This window comes from Mesorhizobium sp. WSM4814 (genome assembly GCF_055811595.1).
On the sequence record NZ_JBVVQT010000018.1, the window covers coordinates 59,389 to 76,150 of the forward strand.

The 16,762-nt window shown below is 63.0% G+C and carries 17 protein-coding genes and 2 pseudogenes; 11 read left to right on the plus strand and 8 right to left on the minus strand.

Annotated elements, in window-relative coordinates; genetic code table 11:
- From AC0L2V_RS23505 to AC0L2V_RS23525, 5 genes and pseudogenes are all read left to right on the plus strand, one after another.
- Positions 1–201, plus strand: a pseudogene (locus tag AC0L2V_RS23505) (hypothetical protein); the annotation flags it as partial.
- Positions 202–278: 77 nt separating this feature from the next.
- Entirely contained in the window at positions 279–1,496 is a 1,218-nt protein-coding gene (locus AC0L2V_RS23510; RefSeq protein WP_473507813.1) for a urate hydroxylase PuuD, read from the plus strand.
- A gap of 2 nt (positions 1,497–1,498) precedes the next feature.
- Entirely contained in the window at positions 1,499–2,812 is a 1,314-nt protein-coding gene (gene guaD / locus AC0L2V_RS23515; protein WP_473507812.1) for a guanine deaminase, read from the plus strand.
- 74 nt (positions 2,813–2,886) lie between these two features.
- On the plus strand, positions 2,887–3,390 hold the full coding sequence (locus AC0L2V_RS23520) for a heme-degrading domain-containing protein (protein WP_473507811.1): 504 nt from the start codon (positions 2,887–2,889) through the stop codon (positions 3,388–3,390).
- A complete protein-coding gene (locus AC0L2V_RS23525; protein WP_473507810.1) occupies positions 3,387–4,652 on the plus strand; it encodes a glycerate kinase type-2 family protein in 1,266 nt (421 codons plus the stop codon). The genes AC0L2V_RS23520 and AC0L2V_RS23525 overlap by 4 nt, the downstream gene beginning before the upstream one ends.
- Positions 4,653–4,655: 3 nt before the next feature.
- Here AC0L2V_RS23525 and AC0L2V_RS23530 read toward each other — a convergent pair whose 3' ends face one another.
- The 7 genes from AC0L2V_RS23530 to AC0L2V_RS23560 all read right to left on the minus strand — a co-directional run bounded on the left by AC0L2V_RS23530 (position 4,656) and on the right by AC0L2V_RS23560 (position 11,479).
- Positions 4,656–5,378 (minus strand): UdgX family uracil-DNA binding protein, encoded by a 723-nt coding sequence (locus tag AC0L2V_RS23530; protein ID WP_473508065.1) that lies wholly within the window; start codon positions 5,376–5,378, stop codon positions 4,656–4,658.
- Between the two features lie 86 nt (positions 5,379–5,464).
- Positions 5,465–6,886 carry a glutamine synthetase family protein gene (locus AC0L2V_RS23535; protein WP_473507809.1) on the minus strand — a complete coding sequence of 474 codons (1,422 nt, stop codon included), beginning with the start codon at positions 6,884–6,886 and terminating at the stop codon, positions 5,465–5,467.
- A gap of 13 nt (positions 6,887–6,899) precedes the next feature.
- Positions 6,900–8,282: an aspartate aminotransferase family protein gene (locus AC0L2V_RS23540; RefSeq protein WP_473507808.1), complete on the minus strand. Its 1,383-nt coding sequence runs from the start codon at positions 8,280–8,282 to the stop codon at positions 6,900–6,902.
- 150 nt (positions 8,283–8,432) lie between these two features.
- Positions 8,433–9,407, minus strand: a complete 975-nt coding sequence (locus AC0L2V_RS23545) for a WD40 repeat domain-containing protein (protein WP_473476429.1) — start codon at positions 9,405–9,407, stop codon at positions 8,433–8,435.
- A 122-nt stretch (positions 9,408–9,529) separates the two neighbouring features.
- Positions 9,530–10,057, minus strand: coding sequence for a GNAT family N-acetyltransferase (locus AC0L2V_RS23550; protein WP_473521340.1), 528 nt, complete (start codon positions 10,055–10,057; stop codon positions 9,530–9,532).
- Entirely contained in the window at positions 10,054–10,332 is a 279-nt protein-coding gene (locus AC0L2V_RS23555) for a type II toxin-antitoxin system TacA family antitoxin (protein WP_473495376.1), read from the minus strand. The genes AC0L2V_RS23550 and AC0L2V_RS23555 overlap by 4 nt, the downstream gene beginning before the upstream one ends.
- Before the next feature lie 76 nt (positions 10,333–10,408).
- A complete protein-coding gene (locus AC0L2V_RS23560) occupies positions 10,409–11,479 on the minus strand; it encodes a CobW family GTP-binding protein (protein ID WP_473521341.1) in 1,071 nt (356 codons plus the stop codon).
- Positions 11,480–11,675: 196 nt separating this feature from the next.
- Between AC0L2V_RS23560 and AC0L2V_RS23565 the strand changes: the two genes are divergently transcribed.
- Positions 11,676–12,407, plus strand: a complete 732-nt coding sequence (locus tag AC0L2V_RS23565) for an intradiol ring-cleavage dioxygenase (protein WP_473521342.1) — start codon at positions 11,676–11,678, stop codon at positions 12,405–12,407.
- Between the two features lie 218 nt (positions 12,408–12,625).
- A complete protein-coding gene (locus tag AC0L2V_RS23570) occupies positions 12,626–13,096 on the plus strand; it encodes a MarR family winged helix-turn-helix transcriptional regulator (RefSeq protein ID WP_023796815.1) in 471 nt (156 codons plus the stop codon).
- 16 nt (positions 13,097–13,112) lie between these two features.
- On the opposite strand, the gene AC0L2V_RS23575 is transcribed toward AC0L2V_RS23570, so the two are convergent.
- Positions 13,113–13,991, minus strand: coding sequence for an AraC family transcriptional regulator (locus tag AC0L2V_RS23575; RefSeq protein ID WP_473521343.1), 879 nt, complete (start codon positions 13,989–13,991; stop codon positions 13,113–13,115).
- 35 nt (positions 13,992–14,026) lie between these two features.
- Here AC0L2V_RS23575 and AC0L2V_RS23580 point away from each other — a divergent pair, with 35 nt between their 5' ends.
- From AC0L2V_RS23580 to AC0L2V_RS23595, 4 genes and pseudogenes are all read left to right on the plus strand, one after another.
- On the plus strand, positions 14,027–14,434 hold the full coding sequence (locus AC0L2V_RS23580; protein WP_473476418.1) for a DUF2000 family protein: 408 nt from the start codon (positions 14,027–14,029) through the stop codon (positions 14,432–14,434).
- A gap of 37 nt (positions 14,435–14,471) precedes the next feature.
- Positions 14,472–14,594 (plus strand): annotated as a pseudogene (locus tag AC0L2V_RS23585) (EamA/RhaT family transporter); the annotation flags it as partial.
- A 123-nt stretch (positions 14,595–14,717) separates the two neighbouring features.
- Entirely contained in the window at positions 14,718–15,740 is a 1,023-nt protein-coding gene (locus AC0L2V_RS23590; protein ID WP_287072773.1) for a LacI family DNA-binding transcriptional regulator, read from the plus strand.
- Positions 15,737–16,720 (plus strand): 2-hydroxyacid dehydrogenase, encoded by a 984-nt coding sequence (locus AC0L2V_RS23595; protein ID WP_473521344.1) that lies wholly within the window; start codon positions 15,737–15,739, stop codon positions 16,718–16,720. Before AC0L2V_RS23590 ends, AC0L2V_RS23595 begins: the two co-directional genes overlap by 4 nt.
- Positions 16,721–16,762: the final 42 nt, after the last annotated feature.

The following is a 16,762-nucleotide window of genomic DNA, read 5'->3' on the forward strand; positions in this document are numbered from 1 at the left end:
AATCGATTTTCGGAAAGGATCATGCACCAGATAAAGTTCTACAGCGTCCTTTGCGCGTCCAAGGGACGCGCGGCGCTAGTGCATGACCCCGAAAAATCGGAATCGATTTTCGGAAAGGATCATGCACCAGATAAAGTTCTACAGCGTCCTTTGCGCGTCCAAGGGACGCGCGGCGCTGTAGTATTTTCCATTTTTTTTTGAAAGTCATCGTGCCGCTCGGCCCTTTCCGTTTGCGCTCCAGTCCGTAAAGTCACCCAATCGGCAGGGACGACTTTTCAATGATCGATTTTGCGATTTTCTGGGACTGGCTGAGTTTCGCCGTGCGCTGGCTGCATGTCGTCACCAGCATAGCCTGGATCGGCTCGTCTTTCTATTTCGTCGCGCTCGATCTCGGCTTGCGCCAGCGTCCGGGTATGCCTGTCGGCGCCTTCGGCGAAGAATGGCAGGTGCATGGCGGCGGCTTCTACCACATCCAGAAATATCTCGTGGCGCCGACCGAAATGCCTGAGCACCTGACCTGGTTCAAATGGGAATCCTACGCTACCTGGCTGTCGGGCTTTGCCATGCTGTGCGTCGTCTACTATGCCGGCGCGGACCTCTTCCTGATCGATCCCAACGTGCTTGCCATGTCGGTGCCTACAGGCATCTTGCTGTCGCTGGCGACGATCGGCGTCGGCTGGGTGGTCTACGATCTCTTATGCCGTTCGCCGCTTGGCAGGAGCGACACCGGCCTGATGCTGGTGCTCTATGGCGTGCTGGTGTTCATCGCCTGGGGTCTTACCCATCTGTTCACCGGCCGCGCCGCTTTCCTGCATCTTGGCGCCATCACCGCGACGATCATGTCGGCCAATGTCTTCATGGTCATCATTCCGAACCAGAAGATCGTCGTCGCCGACCTGATCGCCGGCAGGAAGCCAGATCCGAAATACGGCAAGATCGCCAAGCAGCGCTCGCTGCACAACAATTACCTGACGCTGCCCGTTCTCTTCCTGATGCTGTCGAACCACTACCCGCTGGCGTTTGCTACCCAGTTCAACTGGGTGATCGCCTCGTTGGTTTTCATCATCGGCGTGCTGATCCGGCACTATTTCAACACCATGCATGCGCGCAAGGGCAACCCGACCTGGATCTGGCTGGCGGCCGCCGTCCTGTTCGTCGTCATCATCTGGCTGTCGACCGCGCCGAAAGTGCTGACCGGCGAAGTCAAGGCGTCCTCGACGGCACAGGTCTATATCGCCTCGGCGCATTTTCCCGCAGTGCGCGATACGGTGCTTGGCCGTTGCTCGATGTGCCATGCGCAGGAGCCGTCCTACGAGGGCATCTATCACGCGCCGAAAGGTGTGATGCTCGACACGGACGCCGGTATCGCCGGGCAGGCCCGCGAGATCTACCTGCAGGCCGGCCGCAGCCACGCGATGCCGCCCGCCAACGTCACCCATATCACCGACAAGGAGCGGGCGCTGCTGGTGGCATGGTTCGAGGAGGCGGGGAAATAGGCATGACCAGCACGCTCCTGCGCGGCCGCACGCTGTCCTTCCTGCGCTGGCCTGAGACCGTCGAAGACCATTCCGCCTGGCGCTACGAGGACGACGGCGGCCTGCTGCTTCGCAACGGCAGGATCGTTGCCGCGGGCGCCTATGCCGACGTCGAGAAAAAGGCTGATGAAGGCGCAAAAAAGATCGACCACCGCCCGCATTTGCTGCTGCCTGGTTTCATCGACGCGCATGCGCATTTTCCGCAGATGCAGGTTATCGCCTCCTACGGCGCCGAGCTGCTCGACTGGCTGAACACTTACACCTTTCCCGCGGAAACCAAATTCCAGAACGCCCAGCACGGCCGCCGCATCGCCAGGCTGTTCCTCGACGAGATGGTGCGCCACGGCACGACGACAGTCGCCGCCTATTGCTCGGTCCACAGGGAATCGGCCGAAGCGTTCTTCGCCGACTCGCATGACCGCAACATGCTCAACATCGCCGGCAAGGTGATGATGGATCGCAACGCGCCGGAGGGCGTGCTCGACACGCCGCAATCGGCCTATGACGACAGCAAGGCGCTGATTAAGGAGTGGCATGGCAAGGGGCGCCAGCACTATGCCATCACGCCGCGCTTCGCCATCACCTCCTCGCCCGAACAGTTGGAAATGGCGGGCGCGCTCTGCCGCGAATATCCTGATCTGCACATGCAGACGCATCTGTCGGAAAACCACGCCGAGATCGCCTTTACGCTGCAACTCTATCCGCAGGCACGCGACTATACCGATGTTTACGAGCGCTATGGGCTGCTCGGGCGCAAAAGCCTGTTCGGCCACTGCATCCATCTTTCGGAACGCGAGGCGGATGCGCTTTCGGACACGGGCTCGGTCGCCGTGTTCTGTCCGACCTCGAACCTGTTCCTCGGCTCGGGCCTGTTCGATTATCAGCGTTACCGCCGCCGCGAAAAACCACTCCGCATTGCCACCGCCACCGATATCGGCGGCGGCACCAATTACTCGATGCTGCGCACCATGGATGAGGGCTACAAGGTGATCGCGCTGAACGGCGAGAAGCTCAATCCGTTCCAGTCGTTCTGGCAGCTCACCCGCGGCAATGCCGAGGCGCTGTCGATCGTGGAAAGGATCGGCACGCTCGACCAAGGCAGCGATGCCGACATCGTCGTCCTCGATGCCCGCGCCACGCCGGCCATGCGGCTGCGGATGGAGACGGCGGACACGTTGGCGGAGGAGCTGTTTCTGCTGCAGACGCTGGGCGACGACCGCGCCGTGCGCGAGGTCTACGTCGCCGGGCGGGCGATGAAGACCGATATGGCGGTTTAGCTATCCCACACGTCCCGCTTGACCCAGCGGCAGCCATCGGTCAAAGGGTGCCGCGACGTTGATAGGGGAACGACATGGCCGTTGCAGACGATATCGCTCTGATCCAGAAACAGGAAGCCGAGCTTGTCTTCTCGGTCTTCGATGAAGCTATCGCCTTCAAGATCGGCTCGACGATCCGCGACCGGGCACTGGCCCAGAGCTTGCCGATCATCGTCGACATCAGGACCTTCGACCGGCCGCTGTTTTACGCGGCAATGCCGGGCTCGAACGCCTCCAATCCGGATTGGGCGCGGCGCAAGATCAACGTGGTGCAGCGGTTCCTGAAAAGCACCTACCGCATGGTGCTGGAGCAGCAGCGTCCCGACCGCAGCTTCAAGCCGGGCGAGGGGCTCGACATATCGGACTATGTGCTGGCCGGTGGTGGCTTTCCCATAACGGTCAAAGGTGCCGGCGTCATCGGTGTGATCGCGGTCTCGGGCCTGCCGGAGCGTGAGGATCACGGCGTCGTCGTCGATGCGCTGTGCAGCCACCTCGGCGTCGACGGGCGCGAGCTGGCACTGCCGCCGGAAGCAAAATGACCGCGCTCGATCCCAAATCCTTCCTCGCCGCCATCTTCAATGCCGCCGTTGCCGCCGCTGATCCGCAGAGGACGATCAGGGATCATCTGCCGGCAATGCCGAAGGGGCGCACCATCGTCATTGGTGCAGGAAAAGGCTCGGCGCAGATGGCGGCGGCTTTCGAAAAAGTGTGGGACGGGCCGATCGAAGGGCTGGTCGTCACCCGCTACGGCTATGGCGCGGCATGCCAGTGCATCGAGATCATCGAGGCGGCGCATCCGGTGCCGGATGCCGCAGGGCTCGAAGCGTCGCGCCGGCTGCTCGAAAAGGTGCAGGGGCTGACCGCGGACGATCTGGTCGTGGCGCTCATCTCCGGCGGTGGCTCGGCGCTGCTGCCGGCGCCCGCCGAAGGTTTGACGCTGGCCGACGAGATCGCCGTCAACGAGGCGCTGCTCGCCTGCGGCGCGCCGATCGCCGCCATGAACACCATCCGCAAGCATGTTTCCACCATCAAGGGCGGCAGGCTGGCGGCAGCTGCCTATCCGGCAAAGCTGGTGTCGCTGGTCGTCTCCGACATTCCCGGCGACAATCCGGCGCTGGTCGCTTCCGGCCCGACCGTTCCCGATTCCGGCAACCGCCAAGAGGCGCTGGCATCGATCGCCGGCTATGGCATGGAACTGCCGGCTGCCGTGATGGCGCATATCAATTCGCCGGCCGCCGATGCGCCGCGCGTCGATGATCCGCGTTTTTCGCGCAACGAAGTGCATCTGATCGCCTCGGCCGGCGTCTCGCTGGAAGCGGCTGCGGCCGAAGCCAGGCGCCATGGCATCGAGGCGGCCATCCTCTCCGATTCCATCGAGGGCGAAGCGCGCGAAGTTGGGGGTGTCCATGCGGCAATCGCCCGTGAAGTCGCGACGCGCAACCGGCCTTTCCCGAAGCCCGTGCTGATTCTATCAGGCGGCGAGACGACGGTGACGGTGCGGGCGAAGGGCAAGGGCGGTCGTAACACCGAGTTTCTGCTTGCCTTCGCCATCGGCATCAGCGGCATGGAGGGCGCCCATGCACTGGCCGCTGACACCGATGGCATCGACGGTTCGCAGGACAATGCCGGCGCCTTTGCCGACGGCTCGACGGTGTCGCGGATGCGGGCGGCAGGCGTCGATGCCAAGGCGATGCTTGCCGGCAACAATGCCTGGACGGCATTCAACGCCGTCGGCGATCTCTTCGTGCCCGGCCCGACCGGAACGAACGTCAATGATTTGAGGGCAATCCTGATCAGATAGGGGTCAGGCGGCCATCAGCTTTTTCACTGCCTTCATGTCCTGCAGGAACCGCTCGCGTTCGGCCTGCTTGTCCGCCGGCTCGCGAATACGCAGGATGAAGGACGGGTGGATGGTGACGAACACAGGCAAGCCATCGTCCCGCTCCACGACCGCGCCGCGCATCTTCATGATTGGCACGACCTTGCCGAGCAGCGACTGCGCCGCCGTTGCGCCGAGCGCCACCGCCAGATTGGGCTTGATCAGATCGAGCTCCCTGTCGAGCCACCAGCGGCAGGCCTGCACCTCGCCGGCATTCGGCTTCGAGTGGATGCGCCGCTTGCCGCGCGGCTCGAACTTGAAATGCTTGACCGCATTGGTGACATAGACTTTCAGCCGGTCGACGCCGGCATCGTCCAGGATGGCGTCGAAGACTTTTCCCGCCGGACCGACGAAAGGTTTGCCGGCCAGATCCTCCTGGTCGCCTGGCTGTTCACCGACGAAAACCACCTTGGCCTTGTCAGGCCCTTCGCCGAACACGGTCTGCGTTGCGTTGCGCCACAGCGGGCAGCGGCGACAGGCCTTCGCCACTTCGCTGAGTTCGGGAATGGTGCTTGCGCCATCGTCTTCTGCCGTCTCAGGCAATTCAGGCTTGGGCCAGCGTCTTGCCTGCACCTTGGCGTGGTTTGGAGAATTTGTCTGCATCCTGGCGATCATGGCTGATGCGGCCTTGCCCGCTGCTGCGATCAGATGCGGAATGAGCGAAGCCCCAGAAAGGTTCCTTCAAATAGCCGGGACCCGGCTTTCGCTGGGCGAATGACCGGCGATGCGATGCCTCACACCTCGTGCAGATAGAGATGATAATCCAGTTCGCTGACCGTGCGCGCTACCCGCAGATATTCGGATTGCTTGATCGCCACGAATGTTCGGTGCAGGTCTTCCCCCAGCGCCGCTTTGAGGAATGTCGAGGCCCTTGCCGCCTCGATCGCGGCGCGCCAGTCCACCGGCATGGTGGTGCGCGTGATTGCTGATTCGTAGCCATTGCCGGTGGTTTCGGGGCCTGGATCGAGGCCCTCATCGAGACCCTTGACGATGCCGGCCAGCACGGTTGCCGCCACCAGATAGGGGTTGGCGTCGACGCCCGACGGCCGGTGCTCGATGCGCCGGTTTTTCGCGTCGCCAGCCGGCACGCGCAATGCCACCGAGCGGTTGTTGACGCCCCAGGTCGGCGCCACCGGCGCATAGGATTGCGAAACGAAACGCCGCCATGAATTGGCGTGCGGTGCAAACACCAGCATCGATTCGGCCATGGTCTGGATGAGGCCGCCCAGTCCGCGCAGCAGCGGCAAGGACCAGGTCTCGCCGCTGGCTTCGGCAAAGACGTTGTCGCCGGCCTTGTCCTGCAGCGAGACATGGAAATGCATGCCGGAGCCGGCGTATTTCTCGATCGGCTTGGCCATGAAGCAGGCAGTGACGCCGTGGCGGCGCGCCTGCGCCCGCACCAGCCGTTTCAGCATGACGAGGTCGTCGGCGGCCCGCATCACGTCCTTGCGATAGTTAAGCGTCAGTTCGTACTGGCCGGGCGCATATTCGGAAATGACCGTCTCGGCCGGGATGCCTTGCACCCTGGCCGCGGCATAGATATCGGAAAACAGCGGCTCCATGCCGTGCAGATGGTCGACGGAATAGACCTCTGTCTTGGCCGAGCGGCGGCCGTCGAGCACCGCGTGCGCCGGCTGCACCTTGCCGTCGGCGTCGCGCTCGTTGGCAAGCAGGAAGAATTCGAGCTCGAAGGCGCCGGCCGGATGCAGGCCCTTGGCCGCCAGTATCTCCACCTGCCGGCCCAGCGCCAGGCGCGGGTCGGAGGACATCGGCTGGCCATCGAGATGGTACATCGCCATCAGCACCTGGCCGCGCGGCGGCTGTGTGCCGAACAGCGGCACCAGCGTGCCGGGGATCGGCCATGCCCGCAGGTCGCCGTCGCCCGTCGTCCAGATCAGTCCGGTCTCGTGCACGTCCTCGCCGGTGATGTCGAGGCCGAGGATCGAGATCGGCATATGCCTGCCGCCCTCGAAGATGCTCATCAACTCGTGCCGGCGCACGATCTTGCCACGCCCGACGCCATTGGCATCGGTCAGCACGATGTCGAACGCTTCGATCTCGGGATGGGCGTCGAGAAAGGTTTGCGCCTCGGCGGGCGTCGAGCCCGAAGGGGAGGCGATGATGGCGTTCAAAGTTTGCTTCTGCGCTTCTCTCATGTGCAAGCTTGTCTCATGCCGCGAGCCTTGCCGCAACCGCGCCAAAGGCCGTGATCAGGCGGTTCACCTGGGCAGCGCTGGTCGCCGGCGAGATCAGCATCATGTTGTGGAACGGCGCGATCAGCACGCCGCGATTGACCAGCGCAACATGCACAGCCGCTTCGAGCGCCGGTGCGTGCGCTGCTTCCGCCTCGCCGCCATTCCTCAGCGGGCCGGGTGCGCAGATGAACTCGACGCGGGCGCCGACTCGGGCAACATGCCAAGGCAGGCGGTAACGGTCGATGACGGCGGTCAGCCCGGCGTCGAGCTGCCGCGCCAGATGGTCCATATGGCTATAGTTCTCGTCGGTCATCACCTCTTCGAGCGTGGCGCGCATCGCCGCGAACTGCAGCGGATTGGCCGAGAGCGTCGTGCCCATGCCGGAATAGCCTGGTTCCTTGGTTCTGACATAGTCGGCGTAGCGGGTGGCGACGTCTTCGCTCATCCCCCACACACTGGCCGGCACACCGCCGGCGATCGACTTGCCGAGCACGAACAAGTCCGGCTCCAGGCCGTGTTTCCTGGTGTAGCCGCCGGGACCGGTCGAGATCGTGTGCGTCTCGTCGATCAGCAGCAGGCTGCCGGCAGCGCGGGTGAGACGCCGCAGCGCCTCGTGGAAGCCGGGGTCGGGCAGCACCATGCAGGAATTGGTCAGCACCGGCTCGGTGACGACACAGGCGATTTGCTGGTCCCGGAGTGCTGTCTCAAGCGCCGACAAATCGTTGAACTCGACGACATCGGTCGCCCGGGTCAGGTCGCGGAATTCGCCGGCCAGTCCCGGTCGGTTGGCCGGTTTGCCGTCGACCAGCCGCACCATCGTCTCATCGACCGAGCCGTGATAGCAGCCGTTGAAGACCAGGATCTTTTCCCGGCCGGTGATGGCGCGGGCGACGCGCAGCGCGAAGCGGTTGGCATCGGTCGCCGTTGTCGCGATCTGCCAGAACGGCAGGCCGAAGCGCTGTTGCAGCAACGGGCCGATAGCGACCGCATCTTCTGAAGGCAGCATGTAGGTCAGGCCGCGCCCGGCCTGCCTACGGATGGCGAGGGCGACCGGCGGCGGCGAGTGGCCGAACATCGAGCCGGTGTCGCCGAGGCAGAAATCGTCGAGCCGATTGCCGTCGATGTCAGTGATAGTGGCGCCTCTGGCGCTGTCGACCAGTAGCGGGAACGGCGTCGGCCAGTCGTTCATCCAGTGCATCGGCACGCCGCCGAAGAAGCCCGGCAGGCCGTTGCCGACCTTGGCTGCCGATTTCGGCCTTGCCTTGCGGAAGGCTTCTGCTTCGGTCTCACGCAGATCGGCGATGCGGGCAGGGCCGATGCCACTGATGGCCGTCTTTGAATGGTCGATTGTATGCATGAATGCCCTCAAATAGGGGGAGTAGGGGAGTAGGGCAGTAGGGCAGTAGGGCAGTAGGGCAGTAGGGCAGTAGGGCAGTAGGGCAGTAGGGGAATAGCTGCCTTACTCCCTTACTCCCTTACTCCCCTACTGCCCTACTCCCCTACGGCCCTAGGCCGAAATATCGATGACGCCGCAGTCGCCGGCGGCGCTGCCGAAGGCGACGCGGCGTTCTTGCTTGTCCCACATCATCGAGGTAATGGCGCCCTTGCCCGGTCGGCGCAGAAGCACCTCCTTGGCGTCGGCGAAACGCACCGCCATCACCATGCCGTCGTCATAGCCGACGGCGACGACATCCTGGCTTGGATGGCATGCGACCGAGGTCACCATGGCGTTGCCGCGCGTGCCGAGTTCCAGCGGCGCCTTGCCCATCGGCCCGTCCTTGCCCGAAAACGGCCAGACGATCGCCGCCGGGGCTCCGGAACTGGCCAGCCATTTTCCCTTGGGCGCCCACGACAGGCTTTTGACTTTGCCGGGATAGCCGCTCATCCGCATGTGCTTGCCGTCGGCGAGCTTCCAGCCATGCAGCGCGTTCTCCTGCATGGTGGTGACGAGGAAGGCGCCATCCGGCGAGAAGGTGATGCCGGTATGGGCGCCGGCCCATTCCAGCTCGACCGGCTTGCCGTTCGCCGCCGGGAAATGCAGCGTCGCGCCATTGTAGCGGGCGACGCCGAAGCGCATGCCCTTGGGCGAGAACGCCAGCCCCTCGACCGAACGCGGATGCAAGAATTCCTTGGTCTTGCCGTCGGCGAAACGCACGATCGCGATCTTGCCCGAGGCATAGGCGACAGCGCCTTGTGGTCCGGCGGCGACGCTGGTGATCCATTTCTTCCCGGCGTTGGCCAATTCTGTCGCATTGCCGCCGGCGGTAACGGAAAAAATCTTGCCGTCCTCGCCGCCGGTGATCAGCCGGTCGTTGGCCGCATCGTGGAAGGCGGCGAGCAGCCCGTCATTGGCCTGCGCCGTCTTGTGGCCATGGTCCAGCCGATGGATCGTGCCGTCGGCCAGCGCGAAATGCGGCACGTCGCCAAGGAAAACGGCGGCGATGCAATGTCCCTGGAGATCAAGCGGGGCGACTGTGGGCATGGCTATCGTGGTTCACGGCTGGACAAGATTGCAGGGGCGGCTTAGGCGGCTTACTCGACGTTTGCGGTTCCGGCAACCATGAGGATCTGCATCGAAACCACAATTGTGGCGACAGGCGATCGTCAAAGCAGTCCCTTGGCCCGCAGACCAGTTGCGAACGTGGCCAATGGCATCACCAAGGTCAAATCCTGGCCTTGGAGGCTCTCGGCACCATACCTGGCATACCACCGTGCTGCCCGCTCGTTCTTGGCGTCGATGATGAGCAGGATGCCGCCGCCCTCACCTGCAAGCCGCAGGCAGCGCAACGCGGCGACGGCTAGCAACTGACCTCCGAGCCCTTGCCCGGCGACGGCCCGGTCGGTTGCAAGCCGGCCAAGCTTGAAGCCGGAAACCTCGTGTCGCGCCAAGCCTTTCGTCATGGCGTCGGGCACTGCTTCATGAGCTACAGCGGAAGGGGCAATTGTATAGAAACCGAGGACCCGGTCCGAAGCCACGTTGTCGATTGCACAGAAGGTCTTGGCCGCGTTCTGATCGTGGCTCTGCCGTGCGAACCGCCGCAGAAAATCGTTCATCTGCGCATCACCGCAATCGAAAGAAGCCCGATCGTGCCGTTTCGCAATCGGCTCCTCGTGCCAGAACGGAAGCGTCACAGAGTATCCGGCAAGGCGGCAATCGCCGCTCGCAGCCTGGCATTGGGTTTCGGCGGGTTCTCAAGTAGGTCAAGGATGCGTGTGAAGTCGCGGTTGGAAACCCTCATCACCTCGGCAGCTTCGATCACGGCCTGCGCTTCGGGTACGATCTTGTCCAGGATGAAATCGGCCATGTCCTTGTGCGACAGCGCCGCAGCGCGGGCGATGATCGCCTTCTGCGCCGGTGGAATGCGCATCTGAAAACGTTCGGTTTTATTGTCGGCGGATCTGGACATGACCTGTCCTCTTTTGTGCCACTCACGTACACATGATATGTGTACACAAGGCAATAATCAATCCTTATTCGGTCCGTTACGCCTGGCAGGCATCAAAACTCTTCTTCAGCCGCTCGGCGTCGAGTTCGCGGCCGATGAAGACCAGCCGGCTCTCGTGCTTCTCGCCGTCCTTCCAGGCGCGCTGGTGGTCGCCCTCGATGATCATGTGCACGCCCTGAATGACGTAGCGCTCGTCATCGCCTTTAAGCGCGATGATCCCTTTCAGACGCAGGATGTTAGGGCCTTCCATCTGGGTGATCTTCTCGATCCAGGGGAAGAATTTTTTCGGGTCCATCTCGCCGCCCCGCAGAGACACCGACTGCACCGTCACGTCATGGATATCGGACGGGTGCGCGTGATCATGGTGATGATGCCCGTCATGATCGTGATGATCATGGTCATGATGGTCATGGTCATGATGGTCGTGGTCATGATGGTCGTGGTCGTCACGCGCCTCGAGGAAATGCGGATCGTTCTCCAGCGCCCGGGAAAGGTCGAAGGCGCCGCGGTCGAGCACCTCGGACAGCGCCAGGCCGGCGCGCGTGGTGCGATGGATCCGGGCCGCCGGGTTGATCGCGCGGATCGTCGCCTCGACCTTGCTCAGTTCCTCCGGCGTGACGAGATCGGTCTTGTTGAGCACGACGACATCGGCAAAGGCGATCTGGTCCTCGGCTTCGCGGGAATCCTTCAGCCGCAACGGCAGGTGCTTGGCGTCGACCAGCGCCACCACCGCGTCGAGCCTGGTCTTGGAGCGCACGTCGTCGTCCATGAAGAAGGTCTGCGCCACCGGCACCGGATCGGCGAGGCCGGTCGTCTCGATCACGATGGCGTCGAAGCGGCCTGGCCGGCGCATCAAGCCCTCGACGACGCGGATCAGGTCGCCGCGCACCGTGCAGCAGACGCAACCATTGTTCATCTCGTAGATTTCCTCGTCGGATTCCACGATCAACTCGTTGTCGATGCCGATCTCACCGAACTCATTGACGATGACGGCGTAGCGCTTGCCGTGGCTTTCCGAAAGGATGCGGTTTAGCAGCGTCGTCTTGCCGGCGCCAAGATAGCCGGTGAGAACGGTTACGGGGATTTGTATCGTCTGTGCATCGCTCATGTTGGGCCTCGAAAAGGATTGTTGGCTCCATATAGGATGCACGCCATGCTTTTGCACGTGGCAACCGATGGGCCAAACAGGTCGCCAACATTGCCGGGTTTTCCCAACATGCCGGGTTTTCATTGGCGTTGGCTGGTCTCACTGACTAGATAGGACCAAGCCAGCTTGCTCGACAGAAACCAAAAAGAGGCGCCGGATGTCCGACAAACCGTCCTCCTTGCCATTGAGCCGGCGCCAGGCGCTTGGCCTCATTGCCGTTAGCGCGGGCGGCGGTGTCTTTCTGCCGGGCATCGCGCTGGCGCAGCAGGCCTCGCCCTATGCCGGGCTTGCCCTGTTCGATAGCGGCGCCGGCGTCTGCGCGATCACACCGGAAGCGACCGAGGGCCCGTTCTATTTCGACCCGAAGCTCGAACGCGCCGGTATCACCGAAGGCAAAGCGGGCATTGCCCTCAATCTGCGGCTGCAGGTCATCGACGCAGGCTGCCGGCCGCTTGCCGGCGCGCGGGTCGATATCTGGCATTGCGACGCGCAAGGCCATTATTCAGGCTATCCGGGACAAGGCGACGGCCAGGATGTCGATACGTCAGGCCAGAGTTTTCTGCGCGGTTGGCAAAAGACCGATGACAGCGGCATCGTCTCGTTCGCCACCATCTATCCCGGCTGGTATCGCGGCCGCACCACCCACATCCATTTCAAAGTCTTCCCCAACGACAATTCGGTGATGACCGGCCAGCTGTTTTTCCCCGACGGCCTGAGCGAACAGATATTCACTACTGTCGCGCCCTACACCGACCGGTCCGGCAAGCGGGATACGTCGAACGCCAGGGACGGTATCGCGCGGCGCGCCGGGCCGCTTTCGCAGGCGGCGCTGCGCGAGGTGGCGGACGCCTACCAGGCCTTGATGATCGTCGCGGTGAGGGCTGATTGAGACCCGCATCGGTGCGGCGTTCCTGCCGAACGCGACCACCTGCGCTGAAAAGTCGTTTGTCATCTAACTGAAATAAACATCTGGCATTAGCCTCGGCGGACACCGCATTGCTTGCCGGCAAAGCTGTTTTGCAAAGCCGGATCTTTTTTGATCGTCCATTGCCAACCGGGCGGCTGCCTCTATGCTGTCCACACCGGTTCGGCCGAAGAGGGATAGCCATGGCCAAGGCGGACAAGACTGCGACAATGAGCCGGCTGCATTCGGCGGCGCGGCTGGCGCGTACGGCACTCGCCGCGCGGCTTTTGGCGCACGGCTTCTATGCCGGCCAGGACCAGATCATGCTGGCGCTCGACCGTGAGGACGGGCAGACGCCCGGCAATCTTGCCGGTCGCCTCGGTGTTCGCCCGCCGACCATCACCAAGACCATCAACCGGCTGCAGGCGCAAGGCTTTCTGGAAAAACGCGCTTCTTCCGCCGATGCCCGCCAGGCCCATATCTTTCTGACCGACACTGGCCGCGAAATCATTCATGCCATCGAGAAATCGGTGAAGAAGACCGAGAAGCAGGCGTTGAAGGGGCTCGATAAAAAGGACCAGAAGGCGCTGTTCAAGCTGCTCGCCCGCGTTGAGGCGAACCTCTCGAATGGAGAGATGGTTCTCGTCGATGATGAGATCGACGCCGACGAATGATCCGCGGCCGACGCCGTCAGGCAGCGGCTGCTGACGATCCATGGACCAATGCCGACCAGCGGCCCGGCGTGATTCCGAACGCCTTCTTGAAGTGCCTGCTGAAATGACTTTGGTCGTTGAAACCGGCCGCTATTGCGATCTCAGCCAATGACTGGCTCGCCTCTATCATTCGGCGTGCTCGCTGAAGCCGGCGCATCAAGAGAAAGCGGTGCGGACTGGTAAAGAAAGCGGCACGGAAATGCCGCGACAGGGCGTAGCGATCGAGCCCGGTGATCGCCTCCAGTTCCTCGGAACGGACGGTACGGAAAACATTTTCTTCCAGATAGTCGCGTGCCAGGCTGACAGCCCGCCACGCTGTCCTTGCGATCGGTTTCGCCGGCAGGCCTGAATGCCGTGCCAGGCTTTGCATCAATTGCGCAACGAAGTCGGCGACAAACAGATCATCCAGCTTCTGGTCCAACGGCCCCAGCGCCGAAAGCAGCCGCGTGCGGAAAACAGGATCCGTCACCACGGCATTCCTGACGAAAGGCAGCGACGCGCCTGGCTGATCGAGGCAGTCCAGCACGATCGACGGCTCCAGATAAAGCATCCTGTAACGCAAACCGTCTTCAGTGCCGGCGCCGCCATCGTGCAATTCGTCGGGATGGAGCACGATGATCTGGCCGGGCAGGCTGTGATGCGTAGCGCCGCGATACCGGAAGGTCTGGACGCCATGCAGCGTCACGCCGATGGCGTAGGTATCGTGACGATGGAGATCGAAGGCGCTGCCGTGGAACCGGGCCTCGATACGCTCCATTCCGACGCAATCGGGTGCCGAGATGACGCAGTTCTCAGCCGCGTCAACGCACAAACGTCCAAGACCCTGAAAGGCCTCGCCATCTAGATCGTGCGACATCGCTTCATTCACAAACCTCGAATGGCAAATGTCTCATGTTCGACACGAAATTTGCAATCGTGCTGCAGGACGATCTTCCCGTCTGGCAAAAGCTCAACGTCACCGCGTTCCTGACCAGCGGCATCGTCGCGCAGTATAGCGATATCATCGGCGAACCCTATCGCGACCGCGCCGGCAATATCTACAATCCGCTCTCGATCCAGCCGATCATCGTGCTTTCGGCCGATCGCTCGACGCTCAGTGCGATCCACCGGCGGGCGCTGGAGCGCGGTGTGAAGACCTCGCTCTACGTCGAGGAAATGTTTTCGACCGGCCACGACGCGGCGAACCGCGCCGTCTTTGCCGAATTCGCACCCGACGACGCCAAGGTCGTCGGCATCGCGCTGCGCGCTGAAAAGAAGCTTGTCGACAAGATCACCAAGGGTGCCCGAATGCATCCCTGATGCATATCGACACTGGTTCAACCTGTTGATGCTTGGTGTCCTCGGCGCTGCCGTCATCGTCGCCAGCGGCTTTTGTATCGCTCATCGCGAGCACCGGCTTCGCGTGCGCAACCGCGCTGCCATCGACGTCGAGGTGGAGGCGCTGGCAAAAAAACTTTGATTTGTTTCGGAAGGGTGGCATAAGGCCGCGTTTAAACTGTTTAGATCATGATTCCGAAAACGGGCATCCGGCTTTCGCTGGAGATCATGGATCAGCTCTAGATCGTCGGGGGAGCGCAAGGCGCTGGCACAGAAGATCAAGCTTTCGACGATCGCGGATGCGCTCGGTGTGTCCACGGCCACGGTCTCGCTGGCCCTGCGCGACAGCCCGCTGGTTGCTGGACTCACCCGCGACCGCATCAAGGAACATGCCCGCGCCATCGGCTATATCTACAATCGCCGCGCCGCCAGTCTGCGCACCTCGCGTTCGGGCATCGTCGGCGTCGTCGTCCACGATATCATGAATCCCTTCTTCGCCGAGATCCTGCGCTCGATCGAAAGCGAGCTCGACCGCAGCCGGCAGACCTTCATCCTGTCGAACCATTACGACCAGCTCGAAAAGCAGCGCACCTTCATAGACACGCTTTTGCAGCTTGGCGCCGACGGCGTCATCATGTCGCCGGCCATCGGCACGCCGCCCGAAGACATCTTCATGGCCGAGGAAAACGGTCTGCCGGCGGTGCTGATCGCACGCACCGTCGAAGGCGCTGACGTGCCGGTGTTTCGTGGCGACGATGCCTATGGCACCGGGCTAGCGACCAACCATCTGATCTCGCTCGGCCATAAACGCATCGCCATGATCGGCGGCACCGACCAGACCTCGACCGGCCGCGACCGCTACCAGGGCTATCTCAACGCCATGGAGGCGGCAGGGCTGGAGGTCAGACCGTCCTGGCGCATCCCCGGGCCGCGCACCAAACAGGCTGGCTTCGAGGCCGCCGGGCAGTTCCTGGCGCTGAAGGACAAGCCAACCGCGGCCTGCTGCTGGAACGACCTCGTCGCCATCGGCCTGATGAACGGCATTGCACGCGCTGGGCTGGTGCCGGGCATTGACATATCCGTGACCGGCTATGACGATCTCGAGGAAGCGGCGATCGCGACGCCGGCGCTGACCACCGTGTGGAATGGCCAGCGTGAAGTCGGTCGCCGCGCCGCCAGCGCGCTGCTCGACAAGCTCAATGGGCAGATGGTGCGACCATCGCAGGAACTGATCAAGCCGGAGCTGCATGTGCGCCAGTCAACCGGCAAACCAGTGGAACGTGCATGACGAAAGCCGAACAGCAGCAAGCAGTCGCCATTCTGGTGCCGGGCCAATTCAACGACCACGCGGTCGGCCGCATCGACCGGACGTTCAGCCGCGCCTGGATCGAACGGCCTGATGCGTCGCTGGTCACCGGCGAGATGCGCCGGACGGTGCGCGGCATTGCCGCCTTTGGCGGGATCAACGCAGCCCTCATCGACGCGCTGCCGAACCTCGAGATCATCGCCAATTTCGGCGTTGGCTATGATTCGGTCGATGCCCGTCACGCAGCGCAGCGCGGCGTCATGGTCACCAACACGCCGGATGTGCTGACCGAGGAGGTCGCCGATACGGCGATCGGGCTTTTGATCAACGCCGTCCGCGAGCTGCCGCGCGCCGAGACCTGGCTGCGCGACGGCAGTTGGGCACGCAACGGCAACTATCCGCTAAGCCGGCTGACCTTGCGCGGCCGTCGTGTCGGTATTTTCGGCATGGGCCGCATCGGTCTCGCCATTGCGCGCCGGCTGGAGGCCTTTGGGCTGCCGATCGCCTATCACAACCGACGCCAGGTCGAAGGTTTGCCCTACGAATACCACGGCACGCTGAAAGGCCTTGCCGAGGCGGTCGATACGCTGATCTCGGTGGCGCCCGGCGGCGCCTCGACGGAAAAGGCGGTCAACGCCGAGATCCTGTCGGCGCTCGGCCCGAATGGCGTCTTCGTCAACATCGGTCGCGGCAGCACGGTCGACGAGGCAGCTCTTGCCGCGGCGCTTGCCGGCGGCACCATCGCCGCTGCCGGGCTCGACGTCTTCGCTGACGAGCCGAACGTGCCGCCGGCGCTGCTCGCCGCCCCCAACACTTCACTTTTGCCGCATGTCGGCTCGGCTTCGGAACATACCCGCCGCGCCATGGCCGATCTGTGCGTCGACAATCTGATTTCCTGGTTTTCGAAAGGGAGGGCGTTGACGCCGGTGCCGGAAACGGAAAAGCTCAAGGCGCGCAGCTGAGCGGCACGCGTTCCTATTTGTTAACCACGGTTTAACGCTTTG

Coding starts and splice junctions, on each gene's coding strand:
- AC0L2V_RS23545 (WP_473476429.1), bottom strand. CDS start 9,407: ATGCCCACAGTCGCCCCGCTTGATCTCCAGGGACATTGCATCGCCGCC.
- AC0L2V_RS23580 (WP_473476418.1), top strand. CDS start 14,027: ATGTTCGACACGAAATTTGCAATCGTGCTGCAGGACGATCTTCCCGTC.
- AC0L2V_RS23510 (WP_473507813.1), top strand. CDS start 279: ATGATCGATTTTGCGATTTTCTGGGACTGGCTGAGTTTCGCCGTGCGC.
- AC0L2V_RS23535 (WP_473507809.1), bottom strand. CDS start 6,886: ATGAGAGAAGCGCAGAAGCAAACTTTGAACGCCATCATCGCCTCCCCT.
- AC0L2V_RS23520 (WP_473507811.1), top strand. CDS start 2,887: ATGGCCGTTGCAGACGATATCGCTCTGATCCAGAAACAGGAAGCCGAG.
- AC0L2V_RS23555 (WP_473495376.1), bottom strand. CDS start 10,332: ATGTCCAGATCCGCCGACAATAAAACCGAACGTTTTCAGATGCGCATT.
- AC0L2V_RS23560 (WP_473521341.1), bottom strand. CDS start 11,479: ATGAGCGATGCACAGACGATACAAATCCCCGTAACCGTTCTCACCGGC.
- guaD (WP_473507812.1), top strand. CDS start 1,499: ATGACCAGCACGCTCCTGCGCGGCCGCACGCTGTCCTTCCTGCGCTGG.
- AC0L2V_RS23565 (WP_473521342.1), top strand. CDS start 11,676: ATGTCCGACAAACCGTCCTCCTTGCCATTGAGCCGGCGCCAGGCGCTT.
- AC0L2V_RS23595 (WP_473521344.1), top strand. CDS start 15,737: ATGACGAAAGCCGAACAGCAGCAAGCAGTCGCCATTCTGGTGCCGGGC.
- AC0L2V_RS23570 (WP_023796815.1), top strand. CDS start 12,626: ATGGCCAAGGCGGACAAGACTGCGACAATGAGCCGGCTGCATTCGGCG.
- AC0L2V_RS23575 (WP_473521343.1), bottom strand. CDS start 13,991: ATGTCGCACGATCTAGATGGCGAGGCCTTTCAGGGTCTTGGACGTTTG.
- AC0L2V_RS23540 (WP_473507808.1), bottom strand. CDS start 8,282: ATGCATACAATCGACCATTCAAAGACGGCCATCAGTGGCATCGGCCCT.
- AC0L2V_RS23525 (WP_473507810.1), top strand. CDS start 3,387: ATGACCGCGCTCGATCCCAAATCCTTCCTCGCCGCCATCTTCAATGCC.